This is a genomic window from Saccharopolyspora sp. NPDC045941 (assembly GCF_056431445.1).
On record NZ_JBWKKU010000021.1, the window covers coordinates 1 to 18,753 of the forward strand.

Consider the following 18,753-nt stretch of genomic DNA (forward strand, 5'->3'; position numbering starts at 1 on the left):
AACGTCCTGTGGGCCATGATCCGCGACCGACAGTGCTACCAAGATTCACCTCCCATCACTGCGGCGGCTTGACAACCCGATTGGGAAGTCCTTTCCGATCTCATCCGGACACGAGCACTTCCGCCGTTGTCCCGCGACGACGTTCCCGTCACCCTCCGGAAACCGCCGAACGAGCACGGCCAACGGGTGTCCCCCACCCGCGCGGTACCGCCAGGGCTTGCCGCGCACCGTTCTCGAACGCCCCTTGGTCCGGCAGCCGAACAGTTCAGCCCTTGCTGATATATCACTGATCGCTGTACTGTTCTGCCCATGCTGACGTGTGAGACGCGGGGCGCGGCGCTGGCCCGGCTGGGCAAGGCGCTGGCCGATCCGACTCGTTGCCGGATCCTGATCGCGCTGCTCGACGGCGAGAGCTATCCGGGCGTGCTCGCCGAGCAGCTGGGGCTGAGCCGCTCGAACGTCTCCAACCACCTGGCCTGCCTGCGCGGTTGCGGACTCGTCGTGGCCACCTACGAAGGTCGTCAGGTCCGCTATTCCCTGGCCGACGCCCACCTGGCGCGCGCGCTCGGCGAGCTGGTCCAGGTCGTGCTCGCCGTGGAAACGGATCAGCCGTGCCTCAACGAGGCCCAGCCCGAGGCGGCGCGGTGAGCGAGGATCGCTGCGTCGACGACTGCTGCGCGACGGACACCACGGCCGACCCGCAGCGACGAGCGGTGCTGGCCCGACGGGTGCGGTGGCTGGTCGCCGCGACGATCACCTACAACGTCATCGAAGCGATCGTGGCGATCTCGGCCGGAACGGCGGCCTCCTCGACGGCGTTGATCGGCTTCGGCCTGGATTCGGTGATCGAGGTCGCGTCCGCGGCCGCGGTGGCGTGGCAGTTCTCCGGCAGCGACCCCGAAGCCCGGGAACGAGCGGCGCTGAAGGTGATCGCGGTGTCGTTCTTCGCGCTGGCCGCCTACGTCTCGGTCGAGTCGGTGCGAACCCTGCTCGGCGCGGACTCGGCCGACCACTCGACGGTGGGCATCGTGCTGGCCGCGGTGTCCCTGCTGGTGATGCCGTTCCTGTCGGCGGCCCAGCGCCGCGCCGGCCGAGAACTCGGTTCGGCCAGCGCGGTCGCGGACTCCAAGCAAACCCTGCTGTGCACCTACCTGTCGGGTGTCCTGCTGCTGGGACTGCTGCTCAACAGCCTCTTCGGCTGGTCGTGGGCGGACCCCGTCGTCGCCCTGGTGATCGCGGCGGTGGCGGTGAAGGAAGGCCGGGAAGCCTGGCGCGGCCACCACTGCTGCTGAGCACTACAGGCGCCGGCGACCGATGCGTCGTTGTCCCCGGCGCAGCACTGCGCCTCGGCCGCGCCGAACGTCCGGGAGTCGGCTTTGACGACGTAGACCTCCCAGGGTTCGCGGCCGGGCCCGTGGACCCAGACCTTGTCCTGGCGGGCGTAGCAGCAGGTGGTGTCCTCCTCGGCTTCGGTGAACAGGCCGAGCGCCTTGAGCCGTTCGGTGGCCTCGTCGACCTGCTCGGTGCTGTCGACCTCGACGCCCAGGTGGTCCATCACCGCGTCCTGGCCCGCCTCGCCCTCCAGCAGGACGAGCTTCAGCGGCGGTTCGGCGATGGCGAAGTTGGCGTAGCCGGGCCGCCGCTTGGCCGGCTCGGCGCCGAAGAGCTTCGAGTAGAACGTGATCGATCCTTCGAGGTCACCGACCCGAAGGGCGAGCTGCATGCGTGACATCGCATCCCCTTGCTTAGATGTTCATCTAAATAGACGACCACAGCTTGGACCTTTACTTCGACGTCTGTCAAGATAGATGCATGTCGAAACAAGGCTCCGGGGATGCGGCCCAGTGCTGCTCGCCGGTGATGCGGGAGCCGCTGAGCGCGGAGCAATCGGCCGAGCTGGCCCGGGTGTTCAAGGCGATCGGCGAGCCGGTGCGGCTGCGGCTGCTGTCGTTGATCGCGTCGCACGCGGGCGGGGAGGCGTGCGTGTGCGATCTGACCGGGGCGTTCGAGCTGTCCGGGCCGACGATCTCGCACCACCTCAAGGTGCTGCGCGAGGCCGGGGTGATCGAGGGCGATCGGCGCGGGACCTGGATCTACTACCGCGTGCGCCCCGAAACCCTGCGGGCCGTTTCGTCCGTGCTGGTGCCGGCCGACGCCGAGGCGGTCACCGCATGACCCGGGCGGCAGAAGCCCCGGTGGCCGCGCGCTTGTCGGCGCTCGACCGGCTGCTACCGGTGTGGATCGGTGCGGCCATGGTGGCCGGACTGCTGGCCGGGCGGTGGATCCCCGGCCTCGGCCCGGCCTTGGACGCCGTGCAGGTGGACGGCATTTCGCTGCCGATCGCGCTGGGCCTGCTGGTGATGATGTACCCGGTGCTGGCCAAGGTCCGCTACGACCGGCTGGACGCGGTCACCGGCGACAAGCGGCTGATGGTGTCCTCGCTGGTGCTCAACTGGGTCGTGGGCCCGGCGGTGATGTTCGCGCTGGCCTGGGCGTTCCTGCCCGACCTGCCCGAGTACCGCACCGGCCTGATCGTCGTGGGCCTGGCCCGCTGCATCGCCATGTGATCATCTGGAACGACCTGGCCTGCGGCGACCGGGAGGCCGCCGCCGTCCTGGTGGCGCTGAACTCGGTGTTCCAGGTGATCGCGTTCGCCGGCCTCGGCTGGTTCTACCTGTCGGTGCTGCCGGGCTGGCTCGGCCTGCCGCAGGTCGGGCTGGACGTCTCGGCGTGGCAGATCGCCAAGTCCGTCCTGATCTTCCTGGGCATCCCGCTGGTGGCCGGGTACGCGACCCGCAAGCTCGGCGAACGCGCCGGCGGCCGGGACTGGTACGAAACGCGGTTCCTGCCGAAGATCGGCCCGATCGCCCTCTACGGGCTGCTGTTCACCATCGTGATCCTCTTCGCCCTGCAGGGCGACCAGATCGCCGACCGGCCCTTCGACGTCGCCCGCATCGCCGTGCCGCTGCTGGCGTACTTCGCGATCATCTGGGCAGGTTCCTTCGCGCTGGGCAAGGCGATCGGGCTGAGCTACGAGCGGTCGGTGACGTTGTCGTTCACCGCGGCGGGCAACAACTTCGAACTCGCGATCGCGGTCGCCATCGCCACCTTCGGCGTCACCAGCGGGCAAGCCCTGGCCGGGGTCGTCGGCCCCCTCATCGAGGTGCCCGTGCTGGTCGCCCTGGTGTACGCCGCCCTGGCCGCCCGCCGCTGGTTCGCCGACCCCACCCCCGATCACCTGGAGCGATCGTGACCCGCACCCCCGAAGTCCTGTTCGTCTGCGTGCACAACGCCGGACGATCCCAGATGGCGGCAGCCCTCCTGCAGCACCGCGCCCGGGGCGAGGTGGCCGTGCGCTCGGCCGGATCCGCCCCCGCGGAGGCGATCAACCCGGCCGTCCTGACCGTCATGGGCGAGCTCGGCATCGACCTGTCGAACGAGATCCCCACGAAGCTGACCACGGACGCCGTCGAAGCCGCCGACGTGGTGATCACCATGGGCTGCGGCGACGCGTGCCCGGTGTTCCCCGGAAAGCGCTACCTGGACTGGGAACTCACCGACCCGGCGGGGAAAGGCGTCGAGGAAGTCCGCACCATCCGGGACGAGATCGACCGCCGAGTCCGCCACCTGCTGACCGAACTCCGATCCTGATCTTCGGCGTTTTCCTTTGATGGTCAACGGTTTCGGCCGCCCCGTTGAGTCCAGGTCCGCCGATTCTTCCGAGCCTGCCGGTGTTTCCCGCCGAGCGCAGCGTTCGGCGAGGAGCGAGGCCCTACTTCATGATCAGCGGTGTCGGTCGCTCGTGGCATGCTCGCGCCTCAACGCTCCGACGAGAGAAAGCAACTACATGACCCTGCTGGACGACCACGGATCAGCCCTGCCGCTTCCCCCCGATCCGCTGAGCCCGGTGCCGGACGAGGTCGAGCGCGGGCTGGCGGCGTACCGGGCGGGCGATTCCCAGGAAGCGCGGACCCTGCTGACCGACATCGCCGACGCGGGACGCACCGCCGTGTCCGGGCATGCGGCCATGGCGCTGGCGGGCATCGAGCTCGGCGAGAACGGCCTCGGCGACTCCTGCCGGCAGCGGCTGGAGCAGGTCGCTGCGGGAGAAGACCCGTGGCTGGGCCCCTTGGCGGCCGTGATGCTCACCCCGGACTTCGCGGACTCCGGCCGAGTGCTCCTCGGGAGCCTCGCCGCTCAACTGACCGGCGCGCTGGAGGCGGCCCGGAACGGCTTCGAGCAGGCCGCCGACGTCCACGAGGGCACGGATGCCGGGGACGTCGCCAACATCCTCCTCGGCAACCTCCTGCTCCAGAGCGGTGACCAGGCCGCGGCCCTCAAGCCGCTGCGGAACGCGCGACAGATGTGCGACGACCTGTTCGCCGGCTACGCGGGTCACCTCGAAGGCCATGTGCTGATCGGGCAGGGCGAGAAGGAACGCGCGAGCCAGGTGCTCAGCTACGCGCACGGGGAGTCCCACCCGGCCAGGGGCGGCGGCGAGGGGCTGCACCCGTGGGTCGCCGTCCGGTTCGGCGAACTGCTGGCGGGCGACCCGTGGCTGGACCTCGTCTACGACCAGATGGAGAACAGCGGGGTGAGCGAAGGCGTCGTGATCCGGGAGCCCTTCGAGTCAGCCCTCTACTTCACGGAGGTCAGCAACCCGGCACTCGTCGACGTCGGATTCAACCTGTTCCCCGGGGATTTCGAACCGGCGCACGCGGCCCTGGACCGCCTGGAGGCCTGGAGCGAGGAGCGGTACGAGCGAGCCCGGAGGCTGGTGCTCGCGCTCTACACCCACGTCGAGGACGGCCGGGACGAGGAAAGGAACCTAGGCCTGAAGGAGCTGCGGGAGAGGCTGAGCCTCCCCAAGCCCCGCTGAGAGCGCTACGGGCGAAAGTCCCTGGCAGCAAAGAACCCCAGGTCCGCGACCTGGGGTTCTTTGCTGCCATCCGAAGAGCCTCGTGACGCCAAGAGGATGCCGGGGCCCGGTCCAGGACAGGCCCCCGCATCGGTCGCTACAGCCCGCAGGAGCCGCGGTCGAGCTGGAAGAACCTGGCGTTCGCCCAACGGCACAGCCACATCCCGACCATGACGCCGGCGATCGTGACGAGAGCGGGCAGATAACCGCTGGCGACCTGGATGATCGGGATCGCCGGGCAGCCACCCGAGATCGCCCAGCCGGTGCCGAACAGCACCGCGCCGGGGATCACGCCGCCGTGGATGCGCCCCGGCGAGCGGCGGACACCCACCACCGCGAAGATCACCACGATGATCGCCACGGCCCCGGCGAAGGCGTACAGCATCCGGGGGTCCTGGAAGGTGAACATGCGGTTCAGCTCGGTGTAGTCGCCGAACCCGATGTTGGTGACGACGAAGCCGAGAGCCAGCCCGGTAATGATGTTGGCGACGAGCACCGCGCCCCTGGTACGCATCAGATCACCTTCCACAGCAGGAACGAAACGACGACGGCGGTGCCGAAGAAGACGGCAGTCGCAACGAGGCTGACCGGGCGCAATCGCCCGCAGCCGCTGAGTCCGTGGCCGGAGCTGCAGCCACCGGCCAAGCGGGTGCCGAAGCCGACGAGGATGCCTCCGACGAACAGCACGCCGATCATGACGTTCGAATCGGCGGTGACGAGCTGGCGGAAACCCTCGCCCATGTCGAAGCGGACCTCGAACCGGCCGGCGACGACGGCGGCCACCCAGCCGCCGACGAAGATCGACAGGAGCAGGGCGGCCTGGGTGACCAGAGGCGCCGAGCGCACGCTCCGCGTCGTGGCCTGCTCGGGCGCCGCGGATCCGGCGTCCTGGCCGTGCGGCTGCGCGCCACCGCGCATCACGTCCGGCGAGGTGGGTGCTTCGGATCGGGTCCCGAACTCCGCGGCGGTCGCCGCGGCGAACGCTTCCTCCAGGGCGCGGTCGTCGGCGAACTGGGCCTCCTGCCGCTCGATGCGGCGTTCGGCGCGCCAGTGCAGGACGCGATCCCACGCCGAGGACACCCCGAAGGACCGATCCGTGATCAGCGTGTAGTTGATGGTGACCAGGGCGAGCCCGATCGCGCCCGCCCACCAGGGCCAGTAGCTGCTCATGCGGGGCCTCTCATCCACTCGGCGAGTCGGGTCCACCAACGGCGCTTCGAGCCCTGCGCTCGCGTGGGCCGTGCTACCTGGTCCGCGGTTGGTGGGGTTCTTGGGACTTGCGGGGCCCGCGAAGGGGCCGCCGGGGGTTGCGGGGGCTGTGGCCGTGGGGGCTGTGGGGGTCGGGGGGACTGCGAACGGAACGACGACTCACGAGGCCTGGTCAGGTCTGGTCTCGGCGCCGGCTCGAACCAGGCCACGGTTTCCGGCGACTCGGAGATGAGCGGCGCCGGCGGGGTCGGTTCGGCCGTGGCGGACCGCTCGGCGGCCTTCCTGATGTGCCCCACGTCGGCACCGTTCGGGAGCAGCGAGATCGGCACGAGCTGGCCCCGGGACGCCAACTTGTACCGGGCGCAATCGTGCCACCTGTCATTGCTGTCGCAATAGGATTCGCGCCAGCCGCTCAAGCTTGCCTTCAACAACGGGAAGAGGGGGCATGATTGGGCGTGGGAGCAGCCCATATTACTCCGATCTGACCTGCTCATACCGCCTGGTCGGGGTAGGCGATATGGCGCGATCATGTCGTTCTTCTATTTGCACAACCCGACCAGCGATCGCAGGGCGTAGCGGAATGCAACACACCGTAACGCGATCCCCCTCCGGACTATTAATACGACGCATCCCCCGGCTCGTTACTCCCGTTACACGTCCGGCAAAAAGGCGAATCCCAATCGAAAAGGCACGATGACCAGCAGCTTTCCGACATGTTCACGATTAAATAACAAAACATCGATGAATATGGTTACTGCACCGTGATACGAGCGTTCTCAAATCGATGCCAGGCCATGTGGAATTCGTCCTACTTAATATCGCGCGGTTATGCAGCCTCCCGCAGTTGCACGCGGAGAGGCGAAATCTGGTGAAGTCACTACCGTGACCTGCTGACTCACATGCCACACGCGCCCCTTTGCTGGTCAAATGGTGCGAGCCGGACGAAGTCGCGGATTATTCACCAGTCGCCGAGGGCGCGGCCGAGGAACCCCGTTCGCGACTCACGGCCGTCGATGACGCAGGACGCGTACCTTCGTTACCTGCACAGAGCACGAAAAGAACGCCCACCGGAGATGGTCACCCATGGACGTTCGACGTTGTTCGTGCACCGGGAAACCCAAGAGATCGAGCGAGTGGCTGGTGCGAAGCCGCACCGACGCCATCCCCGACGGCCTGACCCGGCTCGCCGCGTTGCTGGTTCGTCCGCACCCTGCAAGGAGCACGAACGTTGTCGTCCGCATCGGGCCTGGTCGCAGGCATGGAACGCCACCAGGTCGCCGTCTACGTGGGCGCGCTCGCGGCTGGGGCTGTCGTGGGCTGGGCCGCCCCCGATGCGGGGCCGGGCCTGGAGCAGGCCATCAACCCGGTGCTCGCCGCTCTGCTGTACGTGACGTTCTTGCAGGTACCGGCCGCCGAGCTGGGTCGCTCCCTGCGTGCAGGCCGGTTCCTGGGAGCCGCGCTGGTGGTGAACTTCGTGGTGGTACCGCTGGTCGTCGCAGCCATGTTCACATTCCTGCCCGCCAACCAGGCCGTGCGGTTGGGAGTGCTGCTGGTCCTGCTGACGCCGTGCGTGGACTACGTGATCGTCTTCAGCGGGCTGGCAGGCGGCAGCAGCCAACGACTGCTCGCAGCCACACCACTGCTGCTCCTCGCGCAAATGGTGCTGCTGCCCGGCTTCCTCTTCCTGTTCCTGGGCTCGGACCTCGCCGATGTCGTCGAGGCCGGTCCCTTCATCGAGGCGTTCGTCGTGCTGATCGTCATCCCGCTGACGCTGGCCTGGCTCACCCAAGCCTGGGCGGCTCGCCGGAAAGCCGGACGACGATTGGCCGACGCGGTGAGCACCCTGATGGTGCCGCTCATGGCCGCGACCCTGCTGGCGGTGGTGGCCTCCCAGGTGCCGAAGCTCAGCGACGGCCTCGCCGCGGTGGCCCGCGTCGTGCCCTGCTACGTGCTCTTCCTGGTCGTCATGGCTTTCGCCGGGCGCGCCGTTGCCCGCCTGTTCCGCCTGGACGTCCCGGACGGCCGCGCGATCGTGTTCACCGGCGCCACCCGCAACTCGCTGGTGGTTCTCCCCTTGGCCCTGGCCCTGCCCGACGCGCTGGCCATCGCGGCGGTCGTGGTCGTCACCCAAACCCTGGTCGAGGTCGTCGGCATGGTGATCTACGTCCGAGCAGTGCCCCGGCTCCTACCCGCCCGCTGATTCCCGGGCCGGACGACGCCGATCGAGCGAGGTGACGTACGAGCAGCTCGCGGCGACCGTTCATGCCGGCCCGAGCAGGTCCCACCGGTTGCCCGAGATGTCCAGGAAGACGGCGACCCGCCCATAAGGTTCGGCGCGTGGCGCGGTCACGAATTCGACCCCGGCCCTGACCATGCGGTCGAACGCGGCGTCGAAGTCGTCCACCCGCAAGAACAGACCCACCCTGCCCGCGAACTGGTTCCCCACCGCGGCAGCCTGCTGCGCACCGTCCGCGCGAGCGAGCAGGATGCCGGTTTCCCCGCCTGGCGGCCGAACGACGACCCACCGCTTCGGACGTCCATCACTCGTCGACGACGGCGTGTCCTCGACGAGTTCGAAGCCCAGTGCTTCGACGAAGAACTCGATGGCCCGGTCGTAGTCCTCGACGACCAGCGCCGCCAGCTCCACCCGCATCCTCGCGATTCTAGGCCGATCACGAATCCGGCCCGGTCGGCGCGAACCTCCCGACAGGACGTCGGCCACGTTGCCCGGGTACAAGCGCGATCAGCTCTGGCAGACTGGCCCGTATCCACCCCTGAGCGCATCCGGTTGCAGAGGGTAACGGCGGCTCGGGCAGCTACCGCAGGAAGGATCGGGCCAGTGCAGGAACTCGGCTCTAGCGCATTCGACCTCTCGTTCCGTGGCCGGCGAGTGGTTCGAGACCGGGCGTTGGTGATGGCGATCGTCAACCGCACGCCTGACTCCTTCTACGACCGGGGTGCCACGTTCGAGGAGGACGCGGCCAAGGTGGCTGTCGATCGCGCCGTTGCGGAAGGCGCCGATGTGATCGATATCGGCGGCGTGACCGCGAGCCCCGGCGCGGAGGTCGACGCCGAGGAGGAGATCCGGCGGGTGCTGCCCACCGTCGAGTGGATCCGGGCAACGCATCCCGATGTCTTGATCAGCGTTGATACCTGGCGGCACGAGGTCGCCGACGCGGTTTGCCGCGCCGGCGCCGACATCATCAACGACGCGTGGGGCGCCGCCGACCCGCAGATCCTCGACGTGGCGGCGGCCTACGAGGCCGGCTACGTGTGCACCCATTCCAACCGCGTCCCCCGGGCGGAGCCGGTTCGCTCGGACTACGAGGATGTCGTCACCGCGGTGCTGGACGAGACGGTGCGGCTGGCCGAGCTCGCCGAATCCAAGGGCGTCCCGCGCGGTGGCATCCTCGTCGACGGCACCGGGTACGGGAAGAACACACCCGACCACCTGGCCTTGGTGGCGCGGGTGCAGGAGATCGTGAAAACGGGCTGGCCGGTGCTGATGGCACTGTCGAACAAGACCTTCGTCCGCGAAAGCCTCGACCTCGACGTCGCCGATCGGGAGGAGCTCCTCACGGGCACGTTGGCGGCCACCGCGATCGCGGCCCGCGTCGGGGCGGCGATGTTCCGCGTGCACCAGGTTCTGCCGACTCGGCGCACGCTGGAGATGGTCGCCTGCATCAACGGCACGCGGACTCCGGCGCGCGAGCAGGAATGGATCTCGTGATGAAGCAGATCTGGCCAGAGCACGCCGACCTGGACGATCAGCAGCTCGAACGCCTCTACACGTACCCAGCGGGCCGCCGATGGCTTGTCGTCAACTACGTCTCCAGCGCTGACGGAGCCGTTGAAGTGGGCGGCCGCGCGCGCCAGCTCTCCAGCCCAGCCGATCAGCAGGTGCTCAAGCTCGGGAGCGACCTCGCGGACGTCCTGCTCGTCGGTGCCACGACCGCGATGGTCGAGGAGTTCCGCGGCGTGCACCCGGACGAACCCACGCTCGAACTGCGTCGTCGTCACGGGCTCCGGGATGTCCCGCCGACGGCCGTGGTCACGACCGGAAGGTCCCTGCCCATCGATGCGCCGGTGATCACCGAGGCGGCCACGCCGACCCTGGTGATCACGTGCGCCACCGCACCGGTGAAGAAGCAGAAGGCCTGGGAGGAGGCCGGCGCCGAACTGCTGATCGCCGGGGAGGACACCGTCGACCTCGCCGCCGCGACCGAGGCGCTGGCCGAACGCGGCCTGAACCGGATCGACTGCGAAGGCGGCCCGCACCTCTTCGGCGGACTGCTCGCCGCTGGTGTGGTCGACGAGCTGCGGCTGACGATCTCGCCGCTGCTGGTCAGCGGCGAGCACGGGCGGATCGCCACTGGGCTGCCGCTCGACCCCATCGACATGGAGCTGGCATCCGTCCTCACCGAAGACGGCGCGATGCTGGTGCGCTACCTGGTGCGGAACCGTCCGGCGAAGCCCTGAACCGGCGCGGCCTTCGTTTCTCCCCGGGGGCGTGGTGCCCCGTGGATCTGGTTTCCGTGACCATCGACGTTTGCCGTTGTCTGCCAACACCTTTGGTTACCTGCACGAACGCAGGGGGCGGATTTCGCGTTGCCTGCCGCCGTTTGCGGGCAACTTCCCCGCCTCCCACCTCACACGCTCGGCGGCATGTCGGCGATCGACGATGCCCTGCGGGCCGAGTCGGGTGTTTCCGCCGGGAGCGGAACCGCTGCCTCCGGGCGGGGGGCCGGTGTCAGGATGACGGTATGGCGGACATCCTCCCCTTCCACCAGAAGCGCACCCCGATGCCGGATCGTGAGCCGGAACCGCTGTGGCGTGAGGTGCTGGGCCGGAGCCTGCGTGCGACCAGGGAGGAGCAGGGTGGCCGCCTCGTCGACATCGCGGAGCGGGCCGGCATCTCGCCGCAGTACCTGTCCGAGATCGAACGCGGCCGCAAGGAGCCCTCTAGCGAGATGATCGCCGCGGTCACGGGTGCGCTGGGCGTCGACCTGGCCGACCTGCTCGCCGGCATCGCGGGCGACGTCCGGCAGCGACGCGGCGCGGGCCCCGCGGTCAGGCGCCGTCCCGCGGGACCCGTGCTCATGGCCGCCTGAGACGCGGTCTCAGGTCCGGTGGTCGAGGACGCGGTCCGCGAGCCCGTAGTCGACGGCGCCCGCCGCGTCCAACACGCGGTCCCGGTCGGTGTCGTGCCGCAGGTCCGCGACACCGCGACCGGTGTGCGCCGAGAGGATCTCCTCCATCTGGGTGCGCACCCGCACCACCTCGTCCGCCTGGATGATGAGGTCCGGGATGGCGCCGCGGCCCTGCGCCGCGGGCTGGTGCAGCACCACCCGGGTGTGGGGCAACACGGATCGGTGCCCGGCCTCGCCCGCGGCCAGCAGCACCGCACCGGCCGCAACCGCCTGGCCCACGCACGTCGTCGCCACCGGCGCCTTGATGTAGCGCATCGTGTCGTACAGCGCGAGCATCGCGGACGGGTCACCGCCCTCGCAGTTGATGTACAGGTTGATCTCACGTTCCGGGTTGTCCGCCTCCAGGTGCAGCAACTGGGCGATCAACGCGTTCGCCACGCCGGAGTCGATCGCGGTGCCGAGGTAGACGATCCGCTCCGACAGCAGATGCGAGTAGACGTCCATGATCCGCTCGCCGCCCACGCTGCGCGTGATGACGTTGGGGATGGTGTAGGTGCTCATTCACCGGCTCCCGTCGCCGCGCCGAGCCCCAGTTTGTGCGTGCGCACGGGCACGAGCTGGTCGAGGCTGTCGACGATGTGGTCGATGAAGCCGTACTCGCGTGCCTGCTCGGTGGTGAACCAGCGGTCGTGCAGCGAGTCGGTGAAGATCCGTTCGATCGGCTGGCCGGTGTCCTCCGCGATGATCCCGAGCACCGTGTCCCGGGTGTGCCGCAGGTCGTCCGCCTGCACCTCCACCTCGACCGCCGATCCGCTGATCCCGGACGAGCCCTGGTGCATCAGGATGCGGGCGTGCGGGAGGGCGAAGCGCTTGCCCGGTGTGCCCGCGGACAGCAGGAACTGGCCCGCACTGCACGCCAGTCCCAGCGCGAGCGTGGCCACGTCGCACGGCACGAGCCGCATCACGTCACGGATGGCCAGCATCGCGGAGACCGAGCCGCCCGGCGAGTGGATCCACAACGCGATGTCCTTCCCGGGATCCTCGCTCGCGAGGGACAGCAGTTGGGTGGCGAGCACGGTCCCGTTGTCGTCGTCGAGCGGGCCGTCGAGGACCAGTACCCGCTGGCTGAAGAACCGTTCTCGGAGTCGGTGGTCGAAAAGTGGCTGCTTCTCGTGGTCCGTCATGCCCCGACAATGCCGCCACCCCGGCACACTTCCCGGGTTTCTCTGCTGTGAGCAGATCAGCCCTCAGCAGCCCGGTACCGAACTGTCCACTGTGGACCTCGCGACCCAGCCGGTCTGACGATAGGAGCGGCGCGCCCAGCATCGCTCCTTGATCGCTCACTCCGGCGCCCTGCGCATGTGACGCGCTCGTCGCCGCGCGGGCATGCAGGCATCCTGTACGGACTCATCGCCGCATGCGCCTGCGGATCGCCGCGGCCACCATGAGGATCGGCACGATCGGCGGAAGGAGAGCCAGTGGCCAGAACCCGCCCAGCAGAGCAGGCAGCACCAACAGCAGCGATCCGAAGCCGAGGGTGAAGCCGAGGTCACCATCCTGATCGTCGTAGGGCCGCCGGACGAACACGGCGACCAGACCGACTACGGCCATGACCACCAGTACCCGCAGACCCCATTGGCCGATCTGTGCCGTGGCCGGCGCCAGAACGGCCACGGGCAGGAAGACCACGAGGTACACCCATGGACCGACGACGCACACGCGTGCTGCGACGAGAGCTCGCCCATCAGAGCGCCCCTTGGCGCTGGGCGGCTTGCGCCACCACACGATCATCGGCATCTCGACTCTCCCCCTGGTTCTGCTGCACTGCGGTCGCGTGGGAACTCGGCGGCTGATTCGTGGCAGTTGAGCGGCAATCTGATTCAGGACTACAGGCAGGCTTCACCGCTGCCCGCGACCCGGCAGGATTCGAACCTGCGACACCCGCTTCAGGAGACCTTATTTGGCGGACCTCGTCGACTTCGACCGGCGACCGTCACCGGGATCGCTGCTGGGATCGAACACTGAACCCAGTTCGGCCAGGGACAGCCGTTGTGTCACTCGCGAGCTCCGGTCGCCGCCTCGGCCGTCTTCTGCCAGGGCCACCGGCCGGTGATCTCCAGTTCGAGGGAGAAGCTGAGGAACGTGCGGATCACCACGATGACGGCAAGTACGCCGAGGCTCTCGAACGTCGGCGAGACCGCGACGGTCCGGATGATGTCGCCGGCGACGAGGAACTCAAGTCCGAGCAGGATCGACTGGCCGAGTCGGCGGCGGAAGGAGCGGTACACGCCTTTCTGCCGACGCACGAGCCGGAGGCCCTCGACAGTGATCGCGGCGAGCGCTCCCACAACAATCGTGGCCACACCGACGGCGTCGACGCCCTTGCCCACCAGATCCGCGACGTGTTGGAACTCCACCATTCCCCCTCTGCCGCCCAGCAGCCCCCGTTGCCTCACACCGAGGACGGCTCTCGCAAAGGCCGCCAATCGGATCCGCCCCCGGAACGTACGGTCCCCGCAGGAAGTTGCCAGCGCAAACGCGCGAAACCACTCTTGACCAGGCGTTCTGACCAACGCGACCTCATCGGCATGAGCGGACATTCGCCCGTGGCCAGAGATGACGTCCGGAAGATTCATCCGAACTGAGAGACCTTCTCCGGGTCTTCGCAGCCGGACCGCAGCCAGGCAACCCCAGGACCAACAAGCCGAGTCCGTGCACGACTGGAGTTGTAACGTGGAAACAGCTTCGCGTTCGCGCGGGGTACGAGTGGGCGACCTTCCATACCCTGCGGAAGACGGTCGCCACGTTGCTGGGCGGACGCTGGGCTGGCTGCTCGCGAGGTAGCGGACCTGCTGGGCCACTCGCGGGTGCCCACGACGCAAGACCACTACTTCGGCCGACGGCAGGGGCCCCGGGCGATCGTCGTGGCTCTGGAGTTCGCGGGCTCCACCGAGTAGCGAGGAATCTTGGCAATTTAGTGGCACTCGGGCCGTCAAACACGAAACCCCAGGTCTGTGACCTGGGGTTTTGGTGGGTCGCCAGGGGATCGAACCCTGAACCCGCGGATTAAAAGTCCGCTGCTCTGCCAGTTGAGCTAACGACCCGCGTGCCCAAGGTTACAAGGTCCGGGCGATCTTGTGCGGTACCGGTCGCAGCTTCTTCGTCGATGAAGGTCACATCCGCACCGCCTTGCCCTGCGGTGAGGGGTTCCCCCACCCTCTCCGGCTCGTGGCCGCCGCAGCGCCCGAGGCTGTCTACGTTCGGCGCCGGGGCGCTTCACCCGTTTCCGCCCGGCTTCGGGAGCAGCGTGATCATGTGATTACATCACTGCAGGTCAGCGAGTTTTTGAAAACTTCTTTCGGCTCATTGACAACCTCGGCGGGCGGTACACGTCTTTCGGGGCAAAGGGGAACGAAACAGCTTTACGAAGGGGACACCAATGCAGCTCAACCGCACTCGGACGCTCGGCGCGATCTCCGGACTCGTCGGGGGCGCCCTCCTGCTCGCCGGATGCGGCCAGCCGGCTGCCGCGCCGCAGACCACGCAGGGCACCACCGACGGGTCCGCGGCGGCCGCCGGGATCGCCCCCGGCGAGTTCCACCCCGACCAGTCCGCCGGTGACGGCAAGTCGACGAGCGACTCCAAGCCCTCCGCCGGCACGACGGCCGGTGGCCAGGCGCCCGGCAGCGGTCAGCGCACCACCGGTGCCAAGTGCACCTCCAGCGACTTCAAGGTCGACCTGAACGTCCAGCCCGACCGCCCCGGCGTCCTGCTGATGGCCGTCACCAACAAGTCGCAGAAGGTCTGCGACCTGAACGGCTGGGCGACGGTCACGCCGCTCGACATGACCAACAGCACCATCGACGTGCCGACCCAGCAGGTCGAGATCCCGGGCGGCCCGACGGACTTCAGCCTCGACCCGGGCGAGACCGGCTTCGCCGGCGTGCTCATCGAATTCGGTGACAAGGGTGACTCGAACACCTTCGTCGCCACCGGCTTCCAGGTCGGCGTGCCGGGCGCCGGCGACGCGGTGAACGCCACCATCTTCGGCACCGACGGCACCAACAGCGAGAACGGCGGGCTCTACGCGGAGTTCCCGATCAAGTCGATGAAGGTCGGCACGCTGCAGCCCGCCGCCCAGGGCGTCACCGTCTTCGACTGATCCTGGCGGGTTCGCCGGTCTGCGGCAGGGGAATAGGGGCCTCTCAGGGGGCGTTCCACAGGCGCCGTTGACGCTGACGTTAGGAGCGCTTCAATGCCGCTGACCGGCGAATATGAACCCAGCCCGACGGAGTGGGTGCGCAACCAGGTCGAGGAGTACGAAGGCTCGGGCGGCACCAGGGGAACCACTCTGCGCGGGCTGCCGGTGATCGTCCTGACCACCAAGGGCAACAAGTCCGGGAAGCTCCGCAAGACCCCGCTGATGCGCGTGGAGCACGACGGCTCCTACGCCGCCGTCGCCTCTCTCGGCGGGGCGCCGAAGCACCCGGTCTGGTACTACAACGTGCTTTCGAACCCCACCGTCGAACTGCAGGACGGGCCGACGCGCCGGGACTACGTGGCGCGGGAGGTCACCAGGGACGAGAAGGCGCAGTGGTGGTCTCGCGCGGTCGCCGCCTATCCGGACTACGCGGACTACCAGGAGAAGACCTCGCGCGAGATTCCGGTGTTCGTGCTGGAACCGGCTGCTTAGCATGGTTGGGGGGGGGGGGGGGGGGGGGGGGGGGGCCCCCCCCCCCCCCCCCCCCGACTTCACTCCGCGACCGCGAACCGCGCCTCCAGATAGCGCAGCACCGCGAGATCCGCCCTGCGGGTCGAACCTCCACGGCCGCCACGATGCACGTCCACCACTGCGACGCCGGGCGAGTGCTCGTCCACAGCGGACAGTAAGTAGTCCGGATTTTCAGCGGTGACAACAACTTCCAGTCCCTCCGCGCGCAGAAGGAGAGCGACGGCGCCCGGGTGGCGGTGTAGCCGCGTCAGGCCGGGGTGCAGGTGGCGCGGATCTGGGTGGCCGCGATGTGGGCGCCTTCGCCGTCCGCGCCGCCCGCGTAGTCCTCGCCCCGGTCGTGCAGCTTCACCGAGATCTTGCCCTGGGTGATCTTGTACGACCCGAGGTCCAGCCACTTGCCGAGGTTGGCGACCTGGTTGATGTCCTTCACGCCGACCACGTCCGTGCCGCTGTGGTCGAACGAGTTGAAGATCGAGTAGTGCGCGCTGGTCGCACCGACGTTGCGGCGGTCGCTGTCGTTCGGGATGTATACCGACAGCGCGCAGGTGCCGACCATCACCTTGGCCGACACGTCGAAGGTCCACTTCGCGGAGTTGCTGGGGCCGGATTTGTTCGCGTTGCCGGACATGGGCATCGCGTCGAAGATGCCGCGGCAGCGGCCGTCGCCGGCGCCGCCGTTGCGGCTGTACCAGCCCTCGGCGCCGTTCGAGTAGAAGTTGACCGCCTGGTACTGCTCCGTCGCGGTGTTCGAGCAGCCTGCCCCGGCGATGAGCGTGTCACTGCCGCTCGGCCCGCTCTCCTGCGGCTGCTCCGGCGGCGGCAGCGGCTTGTCCGCCTCGGTCGGCTCCTGCCGCACGGGAACTTCTTCCCTCGCGGTCAGCGGGGGCTCCGTGGGCAGCACCGGCTCCGCAGGCTCCACGCCTTCACCGGCCGGCAGCCCCAGTTCTCCTTCAGCGTCGATCTGCGTCGCCTGGTTGGCGAGCCCCGGGGCGTCGTCGCGCGAGAGCAGCACCGCGAGCACGAACGGCACGGAGACGAGGATCACCGCCGCGGCGGCCAGGGAGATCAGCGAAACCTTCGACGGTAGGCCGACGTCCTTGGCCGACTGGGGCGGAACATCCGCGGCGGGCGCCGGTTCCGGCCGCGCCGCGCCGGAAAGCGAGGCCAGCGGGACCTTTTCGTAGGACGGCTCGTCGGGTTTCGCCGATTCGATCGGAGTGCCCTCCGCCGGCACGTAGAGCCGCAGCTCCGGCGGCAGCGAATCCAGAGAGCGGTCCTCGGGCGACCCAGCGCCCCCGTTCCGATCAGTATTCGACGCCACACTTACTCCAGAAATCGGGGAAGGCGACGTTCCCGAAAGGGACACCGCGTTTCAGCCCGTAGCTTATACTTTGCCCCGATCTGGGGGGAACCGCTGATGCACCTTTACCAGACGTAAACACCTGGTCGACAGCAACAGAAACGAAGGTCATGCACGACCTCATCTTCGTCGCGCTCGTATCGCTGTGGTGCTCGGTGGCCGTGGGCCTGCTCGGCGCCTGGATCCTGTGGTTCCTGCGGCGGGGATCGCTCGTCGTGATGATGATGATGCTCGCGGTCATCACCATCATCTCCATCGGCTTCACCTTCGTGGTGCTCGCATTCCTGGACCTTTTCACCGTGCGCGGCATGACCGCCGTGCTGCTGGCGTGCATCCCGACGGCCGCGGTGTCGGTGATGCTGTGCCTGCTGCTCGGCAGGCGGATCCTGCACGGCAGCCGGAACCTCGCGCGCGCCACCCGCACCATGGGCGAGGACGGCCGGTTCGCGGCGCCCGCCCAGTCCGGCTCGGCGGAGCTGGCCGTGCTGACCCAGGAACTCGCCGCGACCAGCGCCGCGCTCACCGCATCGCGGGAGCAGGAGCAGCTGCTGGAGGCATCGCGGCGGCAGCTCATCGCGTGGGTGTCGCACGACCTGCGCACGCCGCTGGCGGGCCTGCGGGCGATGACCGAGGCGCTGCAGGACGGCATGGCCCGCGACCAGGACCGCTACCTGGGCCTGATCCTGCAGGAGACGCAGCGGCTGGACCACCTGGTCGGCGACCTGTTCGACCTGTCCCGCATCCAGTCCAACTCGCTGACCCTGTCGCTGACGCCGGTGTCGCTCGCGGACCTGATCAGCGACGCGGTGACCGCGATCGAGCCGCAGGCCCGCAGCCGCGGCGTCCGGCTGGTGCCGGGCGGCATCGAGCCGGTCGCGGTGCGGGTGGACATCCGCCAGATCAACCGGGTGCTGGAGAATCTGCTGAGCAACGCCGTCCGGCACACCCACCCCGGCGGCGCGGTCACGGTGTGCGCGCACGCGGCGGAGGGCCGGGCGGTGCTGTCCATTTCGGACGCCTGCGGCGGAATTCCGGAGGCGGACCTGCACAAGGTCTTCGAACCGGGCTGGCGGGGAACCCCGTCCCGCCCGGCGGGCAAGGACGTCGGTGGCGGGCTGGGGCTGGCGATCGTGCGCGGCATCATCGAGGCGCACCACGGCGGCGTCTCCGTCCAGAACGTCGAGGGCGGCTGCCAGTTCACCGCGTCCCTGCCGCTGGCCGGCTAGTCCCGGCTCGACCAGGCCTCCGCCGCGGTTTCAATTGAAACTGCGGACCTTCGGTGTGTCGGACCCCGACACACCGGGACCTGTGGACAACTTCCGCAATTTCAATGGAAATCAGAGCTCTGATTTCCATTGAAATTGCGGAGGACCGAGCCTCGGGT

Annotated in this window: 21 protein-coding genes, 2 tRNA genes and 2 pseudogenes; 13 read left to right on the plus strand and 12 right to left on the minus strand. The window is 68.7% G+C overall.

Annotated elements, in window-relative coordinates:
- The first annotated feature begins 309 nt into the window (after positions 1 to 309).
- Both cmtR and AC07FN_RS18655 read left to right on the plus strand, forming a co-directional pair.
- Positions 310 to 648, plus strand: coding sequence for a Cd(II)/Pb(II)-sensing metalloregulatory transcriptional regulator CmtR (cmtR, locus tag AC07FN_RS18650; protein ID WP_358580035.1), 339 nt, complete (start codon positions 310 to 312; stop codon positions 646 to 648).
- Positions 645 to 1,292, plus strand: coding sequence for a cation efflux transmembrane domain-containing protein (locus tag AC07FN_RS18655; RefSeq protein ID WP_478396741.1), 648 nt, complete (start codon positions 645 to 647; stop codon positions 1,290 to 1,292). The genes cmtR and AC07FN_RS18655 overlap by 4 nt, the downstream gene beginning before the upstream one ends.
- 2 nt (positions 1,293 to 1,294) lie before the next feature.
- On the opposite strand, the pseudogene AC07FN_RS18660 reads toward AC07FN_RS18655, so the two are convergent.
- Positions 1,295 to 1,732: pseudogene (locus AC07FN_RS18660) on the minus strand (ArsI/CadI family heavy metal resistance metalloenzyme); the annotation flags it as partial.
- An 80-nt stretch (positions 1,733 to 1,812) separates the two neighbouring features.
- Between AC07FN_RS18660 and AC07FN_RS18665 the strand changes: the two are divergent.
- From AC07FN_RS18665 to AC07FN_RS18680, 4 genes and pseudogenes are all read left to right on the plus strand, one after another.
- Positions 1,813 to 2,175 carry an ArsR/SmtB family transcription factor gene (locus tag AC07FN_RS18665; RefSeq protein ID WP_478396742.1) on the plus strand — a complete coding sequence of 121 codons (363 nt, stop codon included), beginning with the start codon at positions 1,813 to 1,815 and terminating at the stop codon, positions 2,173 to 2,175.
- A 188-nt stretch (positions 2,176 to 2,363) separates the two neighbouring features.
- Positions 2,364 to 3,253, plus strand: a pseudogene (gene arsB, locus AC07FN_RS18670) (ACR3 family arsenite efflux transporter).
- Positions 3,250 to 3,651, plus strand: a complete 402-nt coding sequence (locus tag AC07FN_RS18675) for an arsenate-mycothiol transferase ArsC (protein WP_478396743.1) — start codon at positions 3,250 to 3,252, stop codon at positions 3,649 to 3,651. Before arsB ends, AC07FN_RS18675 begins: the two are co-directional and overlap by 4 nt.
- A 196-nt stretch (positions 3,652 to 3,847) precedes the next feature.
- Entirely contained in the window at positions 3,848 to 4,879 is a 1,032-nt protein-coding gene (locus tag AC07FN_RS18680) for a tetratricopeptide repeat protein (protein ID WP_478396744.1), read from the plus strand.
- A 136-nt stretch (positions 4,880 to 5,015) separates the two neighbouring features.
- On the opposite strand, the gene AC07FN_RS18685 is transcribed toward AC07FN_RS18680, so the two are convergent.
- On the minus strand, positions 5,016 to 5,432 hold the full coding sequence (locus tag AC07FN_RS18685; RefSeq protein ID WP_358580050.1) for a YeeE/YedE thiosulfate transporter family protein: 417 nt from the start codon (positions 5,430 to 5,432) through the stop codon (positions 5,016 to 5,018).
- Positions 5,432 to 6,088: a YeeE/YedE family protein gene (locus AC07FN_RS18690; protein WP_478396745.1), complete on the minus strand. Its 657-nt coding sequence runs from the start codon at positions 6,086 to 6,088 to the stop codon at positions 5,432 to 5,434. The genes AC07FN_RS18685 and AC07FN_RS18690 overlap by 1 nt, the downstream gene beginning before the upstream one ends.
- A 1,297-nt stretch (positions 6,089 to 7,385) precedes the next feature.
- On the opposite strand from AC07FN_RS18690, the gene AC07FN_RS18695 reads away from it, so the two are divergent.
- Entirely contained in the window at positions 7,386 to 8,327 is a 942-nt protein-coding gene (locus AC07FN_RS18695) for a bile acid:sodium symporter (protein ID WP_478396838.1), read from the plus strand.
- Positions 8,328 to 8,387: 60 nt separating this feature from the next.
- On the opposite strand, the gene AC07FN_RS18700 is transcribed toward AC07FN_RS18695, so the two are convergent.
- A complete protein-coding gene (locus AC07FN_RS18700; RefSeq protein ID WP_478396746.1) occupies positions 8,388 to 8,780 on the minus strand; it encodes a VOC family protein in 393 nt (130 codons plus the stop codon).
- A gap of 261 nt (positions 8,781 to 9,041) precedes the next feature.
- Here AC07FN_RS18700 and folP point away from each other — a divergent pair, with 261 nt between their 5' ends.
- The 3 genes from folP to AC07FN_RS18715 all read left to right on the plus strand — a co-directional run bounded on the left by folP (position 9,042) and on the right by AC07FN_RS18715 (position 11,238).
- Positions 9,042 to 9,857: a dihydropteroate synthase gene (folP, locus tag AC07FN_RS18705; protein ID WP_478396747.1), complete on the plus strand. Its 816-nt coding sequence runs from the start codon at positions 9,042 to 9,044 to the stop codon at positions 9,855 to 9,857.
- Complete coding sequence (locus AC07FN_RS18710; protein ID WP_478396748.1) at positions 9,857 to 10,606, plus strand: dihydrofolate reductase family protein; 750 nt, start codon at positions 9,857 to 9,859, stop codon at positions 10,604 to 10,606. The genes folP and AC07FN_RS18710 overlap by 1 nt, the downstream gene beginning before the upstream one ends.
- Positions 10,607 to 10,890: 284 nt before the next feature.
- Positions 10,891 to 11,238: a helix-turn-helix domain-containing protein gene (locus tag AC07FN_RS18715; RefSeq protein WP_478396749.1), complete on the plus strand. Its 348-nt coding sequence runs from the start codon at positions 10,891 to 10,893 to the stop codon at positions 11,236 to 11,238.
- 9 nt (positions 11,239 to 11,247) lie between these two features.
- Here the strand turns inward: AC07FN_RS18715 and AC07FN_RS18720 are convergent, their stop codons facing one another.
- The 6 genes from AC07FN_RS18720 to AC07FN_RS18745 all read right to left on the minus strand — a co-directional run bounded on the left by AC07FN_RS18720 (position 11,248) and on the right by AC07FN_RS18745 (position 14,381).
- Complete coding sequence (locus tag AC07FN_RS18720) at positions 11,248 to 11,838, minus strand: ClpP family protease (RefSeq protein ID WP_452613281.1); 591 nt, start codon at positions 11,836 to 11,838, stop codon at positions 11,248 to 11,250.
- A complete protein-coding gene (locus AC07FN_RS18725) occupies positions 11,835 to 12,461 on the minus strand; it encodes a ClpP family protease (protein WP_478396750.1) in 627 nt (208 codons plus the stop codon). Before AC07FN_RS18725 ends, AC07FN_RS18720 begins: the two co-directional genes overlap by 4 nt.
- 223 nt (positions 12,462 to 12,684) lie before the next feature.
- Complete coding sequence (locus tag AC07FN_RS18730) at positions 12,685 to 13,074, minus strand: hypothetical protein (protein ID WP_478396751.1); 390 nt, start codon at positions 13,072 to 13,074, stop codon at positions 12,685 to 12,687.
- A 113-nt stretch (positions 13,075 to 13,187) separates the two neighbouring features.
- Positions 13,188 to 13,283, minus strand: a tRNA-OTHER gene (locus AC07FN_RS18735).
- A gap of 48 nt (positions 13,284 to 13,331) precedes the next feature.
- Positions 13,332 to 13,697: a DUF1622 domain-containing protein gene (locus tag AC07FN_RS18740; RefSeq protein ID WP_478396752.1), complete on the minus strand. Its 366-nt coding sequence runs from the start codon at positions 13,695 to 13,697 to the stop codon at positions 13,332 to 13,334.
- A gap of 608 nt (positions 13,698 to 14,305) precedes the next feature.
- Positions 14,306 to 14,381 (minus strand) — tRNA-Lys (locus AC07FN_RS18745).
- Between the two features lie 335 nt (positions 14,382 to 14,716).
- On the opposite strand from AC07FN_RS18745, the gene AC07FN_RS18750 reads away from it, so the two are divergent.
- A complete protein-coding gene (locus AC07FN_RS18750; RefSeq protein WP_478396753.1) occupies positions 14,717 to 15,439 on the plus strand; it encodes a DUF4232 domain-containing protein in 723 nt (240 codons plus the stop codon).
- Between the two features lie 93 nt (positions 15,440 to 15,532).
- A complete protein-coding gene (locus AC07FN_RS18755; RefSeq protein WP_478396754.1) occupies positions 15,533 to 15,970 on the plus strand; it encodes a nitroreductase family deazaflavin-dependent oxidoreductase in 438 nt (145 codons plus the stop codon).
- Between the two features lie 59 nt (positions 15,971 to 16,029).
- Here the strand turns inward: AC07FN_RS18755 and AC07FN_RS18760 are convergent, their stop codons facing one another.
- Positions 16,030 to 16,155: a hypothetical protein gene (locus AC07FN_RS18760; RefSeq protein ID WP_478396755.1), complete on the minus strand. Its 126-nt coding sequence runs from the start codon at positions 16,153 to 16,155 to the stop codon at positions 16,030 to 16,032.
- Positions 16,156 to 16,256: 101 nt separating this feature from the next.
- Positions 16,257 to 17,330, minus strand: a complete 1,074-nt coding sequence (locus tag AC07FN_RS18765) for a carbohydrate-binding protein (protein WP_478396756.1) — start codon at positions 17,328 to 17,330, stop codon at positions 16,257 to 16,259.
- Positions 17,331 to 17,479: 149 nt separating this feature from the next.
- Between AC07FN_RS18765 and AC07FN_RS18770 the strand changes: the two genes are divergently transcribed.
- Positions 17,480 to 18,595: a sensor histidine kinase gene (locus AC07FN_RS18770; protein WP_478396757.1), complete on the plus strand. Its 1,116-nt coding sequence runs from the start codon at positions 17,480 to 17,482 to the stop codon at positions 18,593 to 18,595.
- Positions 18,596 to 18,753 lie beyond the last annotated feature (158 nt).